Below are 10,153 nucleotides of genomic sequence, written 5' to 3' on the forward strand. Positions count from 1 at the left end.
CAGATGCCCGACGCGCCCGATCGAGGCGCCGCGCAGGATCGGCAGCATCGGCAGCGTGCAGGGCGCGGCGATGGTAAGAATGCCGGCGAGAAGAGCGAAGTGGAGATCGAGCATTGGCCCTCGTGGATGGGGTCACGAGGGCAGTTCGCGTCTGGCGCGTCGCACGTTACGCGACGTCACGCGGTCGTGACGGCGCGGTCGTTGGGGAGGGCCGCGTCACCCTCAAATACAAAACGACCCGGACGGGGGCATCGTCCGGGTCGCTGGAGGTCTTGGGAGGTTTAACGAAACCGTATGTGAGCTTTATAGGGGGGAAGTTTTTCCGCCTGATGTTGTCGCTTGTTTCAATTGTTTCGTCGGCGGTAACGCTTTCGTGTCCGGGACAGGGCTGGAGCTCTGTCCTATCTCTTTGAAATCGTTCGATTTACGCGGCGAAGCGATCGACGCCGGCGCCCTTAAGCAAATCGGCCAATTGCTTGCGGGCATAGAACATCCGGGTCTTCACCGTGCTCTGAGGAATGCCGATGATCTGGCCGACCTCCTCCACCGACTTCTCGTGGTAGTAGACGAGGGTGATGATCTCGCGATGCGCCGGCGACAGCTTCTGCACGCAGGCGCGCAGGATGGCGCTGGTGTCGCTGCGGTCGAGCGAGGTCTCCGGCGTGTCGTGACCGTCGGGGATCTGGCGCACATCCTCCTGGTCGATGTCTTCGAAGCGGCGCTGGCGCATCGCGGTCAGCGCCTTGAAGCGGGCGATCGAGAGCAGCCAGGTCGAGACCTGCGAGCGGCCCTGGAACTGGCCGGCGGTGCGCCACACGTCCAGGAACACCTGGCTGACCAGGTCTTCCGCCGTGGTGGCGTCGCGCACGATGCGCAGGATGAAGCGGTACACCCGCACATTGTGACGGCAATAAAGGATGTGCATGGCCGTCCGGTTGCCGTCGGCAATGCTCTCCAGAAGCATATCGTCCGAGGTCGCCTGAGCGGCAATGATGCTCTGGCTGGCTTGGGCGTTGATGGCAATGACGTTCGGCATGACTTGGCTCCCCGTAGCGCCGCAACCGAGCGGCGTTTCCTTGAGCCGAAGTGTTAATGAGCCAACGTTTCGGGACGTCTGCACGAAAAGGGGAAAATGGTTTCGTGCGCCGCCAAATTGTTTCGTCGGACGGGATGCGACGAAACATTCAGGGCAAAAAACCTTGGAATTTCAATGTACGGGAAATACGGGGATGGGGATTTCGAGGCGGACGGGAGCAGCGGGAACGTATTTTGAGGGATTGCGTTCGCTTGCGCCACTTGCCCCGTCATTCCGGGGCGATGCGCAGCATCGAACCCGGAATCTCGAGATTCCGGGTTCGCCCTTCGGGCGCCCCGGAATGACGTCGGGCGCGACTTACGCCTTCTCGCCTTGCGGCGAGAACAGATAGCCGCCGCCGCGGATGGTGCGGATCACGGCCGGCTTGGCCGGGTCGGGCTCGATCTTGCGGCGGATCCGCATGATGCGCAGGTCGACGGCGCGGTCGAAGGCTTCGGCGTCGCGCGCGTTGGCAAGCTCGAGCAGGCGCTCGCGCGACAGCACGCGTTTCGGATTGGCCGCGAACACCTTCAACAGCCCGAACTCGGACGCGGTGAGCGGATGCTCGTTGCCCTCGTCGTCGCGCAAGGCCTGGGCTTCCAGGTCGAGCCATTTGGTGCCGAACCGCACCAGCTGCTCCTTGTCCGATTTGGCCGCCGCAGAATCCGGCGCGGCCGCCTTGGCCGGCACGCTCCGCCGCAGCACCGAGCGGATGCGCGCCATCAGCTCGCGCAGCTCGCAGGGTTTTGCGACGTAGTCGTCGGCACCGAGCTCGAGCCCGACGACGCGGTCGATCGGGCTCGCCGTCGCCGTCAGCATGATGACTGGCACGTTGATCCGGCTCTTGAGGTCGCGGACGATCGAGAGCCCGTCTTCCTCGGGCATGTTGAGATCGAGCACGACGAGGTCGGGCATGCTGCCCTGGATCGCGGCGCGCAAGGACTTGCCGCCGTCGCACAGCGTCACGGTGAAGCCGTGCATCTTGAGGTAATCGCCGACCATCTCCCGGGCCGGCGCCTCGTCGTCGACGATCATGATGTGCTGGCTTTGGGTCATGGTCTCTGCATCACGGCATTTCGGTCGCGGGGAGGGTGATGGTGAAGGTCGAGCCCTTGCCGGGGCCCTCGCTGTCGGCGGTGACCTCGCCACCATGCATGTCGACGATCCGCTTGACGATGGAGAGCCCGAGCCCCGTCGAGCTCTCGCCGGCGGTCGGCTTGGCCGACAGCCGCTGGAACCGGCCGAACAGGCGGCCGAGATCCTCCGGCGACAGGCCGGCGCCCTCGTCGCTGACGCGCACGATGGTGTCGCTGCCCTCGTGGACGACCTCGACGCCGATCTTGCCGCCGATCGGCGAGTACTTGATGGCGTTGCTGATCAGGTTGTCGATCGCCTCGCGGATGCGGTCGATGTCGCACATGGTGACGATGTTGGCCGGCGCGGTGACGCTGATCGCCTGCTGCTTGTTGACGGCGAGCGGCTGGTTGGCGTCGGCGACCTCCTTGACCAGCGCGGCGACGTCGACCGGCTCGCGGCGGATGGTGATGTCGAAGGCATCGGCCATCGCGTCCGAGATCAGATGGTCGACCATCGTGGTCAGCCGTTTGGTGGCGTCGCGGATGTGGTCGACCTGGGCCACCACGCCGCCTTCCGAGGCGCCGGTCGAGATCAGCTCCTTCAGCATCTCGGTGCGGCCGAGGATGACACCGAGCGGATTCTTCAGGTCATGCGCGACGGTGCCCAAAATCTCGTTCTTGAAGCCGTTGGCGCGCTGCAGCCGCAGCCATTGCGCCGAGAGCCGGCGATTGGCCTGCATCAGCGCGCGGGTGCGCTGGGCGACGCGGTCCTCGAGCTGGGTGTTGGCGTCCTGGAGCTGCTGATAGAGAATGACGTTGTCGAAGGCGATCGAGAGCCTGCTGGAGAAGATCTCGACCAGCGAGCGGTCGGTCTCGGACAGCTCGCGCTCGGCCTGCAGCAGCACCACCACCTCGCGGCCCGATCCGGTGCGCAAATAGATCACGCTGCGGTGGTCGGCGAATTCGTTCTTGCGGCGCTGGAACGCGGCCTCCACCATCGCCCGCAGGTCGGGATCGAGCGCCTTCGACGTGGTGGTGCCGATGAATCGGCTGTAGCAGCCGCTGCCGGCGAGCACGGAGAGCTCGGGATCGATGCCGCCATTGTCGCGCAGCACGAGGATGCCGGCGCAATCGACGTTGAGCAGCGAAGCGAGCTGGGTCAGCACGCCCTCGGCGAGCCGCTGCATCGACTTGAAATCGTACAGCGTCGAGGCCGCGTCGATGATGATCTCCAGCCCGCGCCGGGTCTGCACCATGCGCTCGAGCTGCTGGTAGGAGCGCAGCGCCGCGGTCAGCGAGGTGAAGAGCTTGTCGGCGGTAAGCTCGGTCTTGGCCTTGTAGTCGTTGATGTCGTACTGCACGATGACGCGCCGCTCCGGCGCCTGGCCGGGCTGGCCGGTGCGCAGGATGATGCGGACGGTCTCGTTCCGGATCTCGTTGCGGATGAACTCGACCAGCTCGAGGCCGGCGACGTCGGTCTCCATGATGACGTCGAGCAGCACGGCGGCGATGTCGTTGTGCGCGGCCATCAGCTTGCGGCCTTCCGCCGCGGAATAAGCCGACAGGATCTCCAGGCCCTGGCCGTTCAGGCTGTAATCCGAGAGAGCGAAACGGGTGCCGTCATGCACGGCCGGATCGTCGTCGATGACGGCGATCTTCCATTTCCGGGCATTGGCATCCTCCGACGCGGTACCGGTATCGTCGATCAGGTGGAGGACATCGTCCTGTTCGGCCATTGAGAAGTCCCGTCACTTTCTGTGCTCTGCGCGCCGCCTTTGGCGACGCGGGGCATGATAATGCGAAAAGTAGTGCCTTGTCCCAGCTTGGATTCCAGCATCATGCGACCGCCGAGCTGCTGGGTGACGAGGTTATAGACGATATGCAGGCCGAGTCCCGTGCCGCCTTCATTGCGCCGGGTGGTAAAGAAAGGGTCAAAGGCCTGGCGCTGCACGTCCGGGGTCATGCCGGCCCCGTCGTCGCTGAAGATGACCTCGATGTCGTCGGTCCCCCGCGGCCGGGCCGAGATCGCGATGGTGCCGGCGCGGCCGTCGGCGAAGGCGTGGTTGGCGGCGTTGAGGAACAGATTGGTCAGGATCTGGCCGTAGGAGCCGGGATAGCCGTCGAGCAGCAGCCCCTCGGGGACGTCGACCTGCAGCGTGATCGGCGAGCGCTTCAGCACCGGCTTGAGGCTGGCGATGATCTGGTCGGTGGCTTCGCTCAACGAGAACTGCCGCCGCTCGGCATGGGAGCGGTCGACCGCAACCTGCTTGAACGACTGGATCAGCTCGCCGGCGCGCTGGAGGTTGGCCACGAGTTGCTGCGAGGCGTCGCGCGAGGACTGCACAAACTCCTCCAGCTGCGAGCGGCGCAGGCCGCCCTCGCCCCTGAGCTGGGCCTCGAAGATCTCGGTGCGCCGGGCGAAGCTCGAGGCCACCGTCAGGCTGATGCCGATCGGGTTGTTGACCTCGTGGGCGACGCCCGCAACGAGGCCGCCGAGCGCGGCCAGCCGCTCGGCATCGATCAAATTCTGCTGCGCGGTATTGAGCTCGAGCAGCGCGCTCTCGGCCTTCTCCTTGGACGCGCGCAGCTCGTCCTCGGTCTCGCGCTTGGCGATCGCGTTCTCGCGGAACACTTCGACCGCACGCGCCATGGCGCCGACCTCGTCTCTCGCCTTGGTGCCCTGCACCTCGCGGTGGAGGTCGCCGAGCGTGATCGCGCGCATCGCGGTCATGAGCTGCTGTAGCGGCAGGCGGATCGACAGTGCGATCAGGACGCCCGCGGTGAGGATGATGCCGAGGAAGATGATCGCGATCGTCAGCACCCGGCGGGAAATGTCGGCCAGCGTGCGGTCGAACGTCTCCTGCGCCTTCTGCTCGCGCTGACGCATCTTGGTCGAAAGGTCGTCGATGGCGCCGATCGCTTCGGCCTGGCTGGCGTCGATGGTGTTGCGCAGCAGCTCGGTGCGGCTCGCGAGCTGTTCGGACAGTTTGGCGAAGCCTTCGCGCAGCGCTGCGGTGCGGGAGGCGAGCCGCCGCAAGGCCATCTTCTGGAGGTCGTTGTCGGCGAGATCGATCATGACCGGGATGGTCTTCTCGATCGTCTCGGTGTGACGGCGGGCGTCGTCGGCCGCGCCTGCCGACTGCGACAGATAGTAGGAATTGGCCGCCACCAGCATCGCGGTGAAGGCCTCGCGCGACTTGCCGAGCGAGGGCCAGATCAGCGCGTCGCGATGGCCGGTGGCGCCTTCGATGATGGAATAGAGGCCGGCCATGTCGCGGGCCGGGCCCTGCACCTGCTCCTCATAGGTCTTCGCGATGGTGGCCTGCACGCCGCGCAGCTCGCCGAAACCGTTGAGGAAGCGGTCGGTGGTGCGCTCCAGCTCCTCGACCGAGCCCGATAGCATCGGGTCCTTGGCGGCGCGGTTGGACAGCGTGCCCAGCACCGCCTCCCGCAGCAGGAGGATCTCGGCGAACAGGTCCGGGCTCGGCTGGTTGATGTAGCGGTGGATCAGATTGTGCAGGCGGCCCGTCTCGCTTTCGAGCAGCGCCAGGATGCGGTCGGATTCGCGCACCTGGCGCACGTCGTCCCAGGCCGAGCCCAGCACCTGCGCGCCGTTCCAGATCATCGCCACCAGCACCACCACGACGGCGGAATTCAGCGCCGCGATCGACAGGATGCGCCAGCGGATCGGCACCGCGCGCAGCACGCCGACGAGACGCGCGCGCAGCTGCCCGGCCGGGCCCGGCGGCCGCTCCGCGTGCTCGTGATGTCCAAGTGCAGCCAACGCGGCTCACTCCACCTTGCGAATGCGTTCGATCAGCGCGGCCGCGGCGGGATCGCGCGCGGCCTTGGCGTAGATCGGGGCCATCGCGTCCCAGAACGGCTTGCGGTCGATCTCCTTGACGATGGTGACGCCGGCGTCCTGCGCCTTGCGCTGCGACTGCTCCTCGAGGTCGCGCCATTTCTCGCGCATGAAGAGGCTGGAGCGCTGCGCGGCCTCCCGGAACATCTTCTGCTCGTCCTGCGAGAGGCTCCGCCAGGCCTTCAGCGAGATCACCAGGACCTCGGGGCTCATCGTGTGCTCGGTGAGGGTGTAGTGGCCGGCATGCTTGAAATGGTCCGTCGTCACGAAGGATGGCCAGTTGTTCTCGGCGCCGTCGATCAGGTGATTGGCGAGCCCGGTCAGCACCTGCCCGTAAGCCAGCTCGACCGGCTCGGCACCGAGCGCGCGGATCATCTGGCTCATCAACTCCGATTGCTGCACCCGGATCCGCAATCCCTTGAGGTCTGCGATGTTCCTCACCGGGCGGACGCCGTTGTAGATCGACCGTGCCCCGGAATCGTAGAAGGCGAGCCCGACGAAGCCGTAGGGCTCGAAGCTGTTCAGGATCTCGCTGCCGATCGGCCCGTCCAGCACCTTCTGCATGTGCTCGATGGACCGGAACAGGAACGGCATGGCGAGCACGTTCATGGCCGGGACGAAATTGCCGATCAGGGCCACGTTGGTCCGGTTGAGGTCGATCGCGCCGGCCCGGGTCTGTTCGATGGTCTCCTTTTCCTCGCCGAGCTGACGGGAGTGAAACACCTTGACCTCGTGGCGGCCGCCGCTGCGCTCGGCGATCAGGGCGCCCATGTAGCGCAGCGCCTGGACGGTCGGGTAATCCTCGGCCTGGGTGTCGGCGGCGCGAAATTCGCGCGCGCCGGCGCCCGTCGTCCAGACGGCGAGCACAAGCGCGACGTAGATCACCCCGGTCCGCGAGAGTTCGGCACGGCTCAGCACTGGCACACTAACCCCTCAGTGGTGAAGTCTATGGCGGGAGCAAAAGGTTCAATGCAATCTAAAGCGATTTCAAAGCGAAGTGGATAGCGGTTCGCGTAAAGAAAACCCGTCAAACTGACAAGCTGGAGCTCTACGGCCCATCGGGACGCGGCTCCACCAGATGGTCGGGGGAGGCCATCCTGTGCCGTGGCAAGGTCAGGATTGTGCGGCGCGGCCGTTGCTCATTCCGATTGAAAGCGGATATGCCGCGCCTTAAGCAGGGACGGTTGCCGTATGCCGCGCCAGATGAGAGAGCCGTCGTGATTTCAGCATTGCGCCTGTTGCCGGTCGTTGCCGCCCTCGCGGCTCTCACCTTCATATCGAAGGCGCAGGCAGCCACGGAGATCGCGTGGTGGCACGCCATGTCCGGCGAGCTCGGCCGGCAATTGGAGAAACTCGCCTCGGACTTCAACGCCTCGCAGTCCGATTACCGCATCGTGCCTGTCTACAAGGGCAACTACACGGAGACGGTGACGGCCGCGATCTTCGCCTTCCGCTCGCGCAGTCAGCCCGCGATCGTCCAGGTCAACGAGGTCGCCACCGCCACCATGACCGCGGCCAAGGGCGCGATCTATCCGGTGTTCAGCCTGATGCGGGACCAGGGCGAGCCGTTTTCGCTTGGCGACTACCTGCCCGCAGTCTCCGGCTATTACACCGACGCGGCCGGCAATCTGTTGTCCTTCCCGTTCAATTCCTCGACCCCGATCCTGTACTACAACAAGACCCTGTTCCGTGATGCCGGCCTCGATCCGGAGACGCCACCGAAGACCTGGCCTGAACTGGCTGCCGCCGCAAAGCGCCTGCGCGACCGTGGCGCTGCTTGCGGCTTCACCACCTCCTGGCCGTCCTGGATCCATGTCGAGAATTTTTCGGCGTTTCATAATCTGCCGCTGGCCACGCGCACGAACGGTTTTGCGGGCCTCGATGCGGAGCTGACCATCAACAATCCGCCTCTCGTCAGACACGTCACCCAGCTCGCCGAATGGCAAAAGACGAAACTGTTCGACTATAGCGGCCGCGGCCAGTCGGCCGAGCCGCGCTTCCAGAAGGGCGAATGCGGCATCTTCATCGGCTCCTCGGCGACGCGCGCCGACATCAGGGCGAACTCGAAATTCGAGATCGGCACCGGCATGATGCCGTACTGGCCGGACGTGAAGGGCGCGCCGCAGAATTCGATCATTGGCGGCGCCACGCTGTGGGTGCTGCGCGACCGCCCGCGCGAGGAATACAAGGGCGTGGCGCGCTTCTTCGCCTATCTGTCCCAGCCCGGCGTACAGGCTGCCTGGCACCAGAACACCGGGTACCTGCCGATCACCCGCGCCGCCTTCGAGCTGACGAAGTCGCAAGGCTTCTACGAACGCAATCCGGGTTCGGCGATCTCGTTCGAGCAGGTCACGCTCAATCCGCCGACGGAGAATTCCAAGGGCATCCGGCTCGGCTCTTTCGTCCTGATCCGCGGCGCGATCGAGGACGAGCTGGAGCAGGCCTTCGCCGGCCACAAGAGCGCGCAGGCAGCACTGGATTCCGCCGTCGAGCGCGGCAACAAGCTGCTGCGTCAATTCGAGCGGGCGAGCCCGGATAGGTAGGGTGTTGCGCAAGATCTCTCCACGGCGTCATGGCCGGGCTTGTCCCGGCCATCCACGCCTTGCCGCGCGGCGCGAAGAACGTGGATGCCCGGGACAAGCCCGGGCATGACGAACTCAAACAACAGCGCGCGATGTCCGTGAAACTCCCAGACCTCGCCGACGCCGCAAGCTTCCGTGCGTTCCGCTCCGCGTCCCCGCAATGGCTTCCGATCGCGCTCGACATCGCGCGCAGTCACGGCCTCGATGTCGGCGCCCCGGCTGTGTTTGCGACCGGCACCAACCTCGTCGTCGGCCTCGGCGACAAGCTGATCCTGAAAATCTTCCCGCCGCTCTTGCGCGCGCAATTCGTCTCCGAGCGCGCTTCGTTGATGCAGCTCGCCGGCCGCCTCTCGCTGCCGATCCCCGAGATCGTCGCAGAAGGAACGCGCGACGGCTGGCCCTATCTGGTCATGACGCGCCTTTCCGGCACGCTCGGCTCGGAGGTCTGGCCCTCGCTGCCGGAAGACCAGAAGGAGCGCTTGCTGCGCCAGATCGGCGAGACCATCGCGAGCGTGCAGCGCGCCCCGCTCGGAGAGCTCGCGGCCATCGAGCCGCGCTGGGACGCATTCATCCACGCCCGGATGCAGGCTTGCCGTGCGCGGCACACCCGTCTCGGCCTTGCACCAAAATTCCTCGCCGGTCTCGACGATCTCTTGCGCGATGCGGCAGCGCTGATCCCGATGGACGCGCCGCCGGTGATCCTGGTCGGCGAATACATCCCTGAGAATTTTCTGCTCGCCTGCGATGACGGCCAATGGTCGCTCAAAGGCCTGTTCGATTTCGGCGACGTCCTCACCGGATGGCGCGACTACGACCTGCTTGGCCCCAGCGCCTTCATGGCGGCGGGACGGCCGGGCCGGGTGAAGAGCCTGCTCGAAGGCTTTGGCTATGCGAAGCCGGACTTCGCGCTCAAGCGCCGGCTGATGGCCTTGATGCTGCTGCACCGCGCCAGCGACCTCAACGCGCATATCTGCATCGACGGCTGGCAGGAGAGGGTGGATGATCTGGTCGAGCTGCAGGAGCTGATCTGGCCCGGCTGAGGGCGCCGCACCTCCCGTCATTCCGGGGTGCCGCGGAGCGGCGAACTGTGGTGCGCAATTGCGCACCTGAGAATCCATTGTGCCGCGCGTTCTGTCGCCCGATGGATTCCGGGCTCGATGCTGTGCATCGCCCCGGAATGACAGCTCGGCAAGATGATTCCTGCCGTCGCCTCTCGAATGAGCTGATCCTTTCTTTGGCCTAAATTTTAGTCATTTGTCTGTCTTTGTATGCAATTGCGAGCCGCGCCACTTCCCCGGCAGATCCTGTCAAGGCAAGAATTTCCTGCTACACCAATAGCTTAAGGCCGCCGTAACGCTCCGTTAAGCCTTGGCACGAACCTTGCGAATCCGGTTCCAACGAAAACCATTGCGTTGGAGCGATTTCATGAAGCGCCGCGATTTCCTCAAATCCGTTTCCGGACTGGCCGCTGGCGCGGCGCTCCCGGCGATGCCGTCCGTCATTTCGTCCGCGCAGGCCGATGCCCGCTCGGAGACGCTGCTGATCGTCTCGGAGGGCG

Annotated in this window: 8 protein-coding genes and 1 pseudogene; 3 read left to right on the forward strand and 6 right to left on the reverse strand. The window is 65.3% G+C overall.

What is annotated here, in order from left to right; translation table 11 throughout:
- The 6 genes and pseudogenes from JHD07_RS39845 to JHD07_RS22490 all read right to left on the reverse strand — a co-directional run.
- Positions 1-114, reverse strand: a pseudogene (locus tag JHD07_RS39845) (cytochrome c biogenesis protein CcdA); the annotation flags it as partial.
- Between the two features lie 310 nt (positions 115-424).
- A complete protein-coding gene (locus tag JHD07_RS22470) occupies positions 425-1,036 on the reverse strand; it encodes a sigma-70 family RNA polymerase sigma factor (RefSeq protein WP_291625899.1) in 612 nt (203 codons plus the stop codon).
- Positions 1,037-1,393: 357 nt separating this feature from the next.
- The gene (locus JHD07_RS22475; RefSeq protein WP_291625901.1) at positions 1,394-2,131 is read right to left on the reverse strand and encodes a response regulator; all 738 of its coding nucleotides are present in this window, start codon (positions 2,129-2,131) and stop codon (positions 1,394-1,396) included.
- 10 nt (positions 2,132-2,141) lie between these two features.
- Complete coding sequence (locus JHD07_RS22480; RefSeq protein WP_291625903.1) at positions 2,142-3,887, reverse strand: DUF3369 domain-containing protein; 1,746 nt, start codon at positions 3,885-3,887, stop codon at positions 2,142-2,144.
- On the reverse strand, positions 3,857-5,935 hold the full coding sequence (locus JHD07_RS22485; RefSeq protein ID WP_291625905.1) for an ATP-binding protein: 2,079 nt from the start codon (positions 5,933-5,935) through the stop codon (positions 3,857-3,859). The genes JHD07_RS22480 and JHD07_RS22485 overlap by 31 nt, the downstream gene beginning before the upstream one ends.
- Before the next feature lie 6 nt (positions 5,936-5,941).
- Positions 5,942-6,937 (reverse strand): TRAP transporter substrate-binding protein, encoded by a 996-nt coding sequence (locus tag JHD07_RS22490; RefSeq protein ID WP_291625907.1) that lies wholly within the window; start codon positions 6,935-6,937, stop codon positions 5,942-5,944.
- Positions 6,938-7,173: 236 nt separating this feature from the next.
- Between JHD07_RS22490 and ugpB the strand changes: the two genes are divergently transcribed.
- The 3 genes from ugpB to JHD07_RS22505 all read left to right on the forward strand — a co-directional run.
- Positions 7,174-8,556, forward strand: coding sequence for a sn-glycerol-3-phosphate ABC transporter substrate-binding protein UgpB (ugpB, locus tag JHD07_RS22495; RefSeq protein WP_291625908.1), 1,383 nt, complete (start codon positions 7,174-7,176; stop codon positions 8,554-8,556).
- A 29-nt stretch (positions 8,557-8,585) separates the two neighbouring features.
- Positions 8,586-9,635 (forward strand): aminoglycoside 3'-phosphotransferase/choline kinase family protein, encoded by a 1,050-nt coding sequence (locus tag JHD07_RS22500; protein WP_291625910.1) that lies wholly within the window; start codon positions 8,586-8,588, stop codon positions 9,633-9,635.
- A gap of 385 nt (positions 9,636-10,020) precedes the next feature.
- A partial coding sequence (locus JHD07_RS22505) for a twin-arginine translocation signal domain-containing protein (protein ID WP_291625912.1) occupies positions 10,021-10,153 on the forward strand: 133 nt, incomplete at its 3' end.

The sequence above is a fragment of the Bradyrhizobium sp. genome, assembly GCF_016462955.1.
Taxonomy (GTDB): Bacteria; Pseudomonadota; Alphaproteobacteria; order Rhizobiales; family Xanthobacteraceae; genus Bradyrhizobium.

Coding starts and splice junctions, on each gene's coding strand:
- JHD07_RS22470 (WP_291625899.1), bottom strand. CDS start 1,036: ATGCCGAACGTCATTGCCATCAACGCCCAAGCCAGCCAGAGCATCATT.
- JHD07_RS22475 (WP_291625901.1), bottom strand. CDS start 2,131: ATGACCCAAAGCCAGCACATCATGATCGTCGACGACGAGGCGCCGGCC.
- JHD07_RS22480 (WP_291625903.1), bottom strand. CDS start 3,887: ATGGCCGAACAGGACGATGTCCTCCACCTGATCGACGATACCGGTACC.
- ugpB (WP_291625908.1), top strand. CDS start 7,174: ATGCCGCGCCTTAAGCAGGGACGGTTGCCGTATGCCGCGCCAGATGAG.
- JHD07_RS22500 (WP_291625910.1), top strand. CDS start 8,586: ATGGCCGGGCTTGTCCCGGCCATCCACGCCTTGCCGCGCGGCGCGAAG.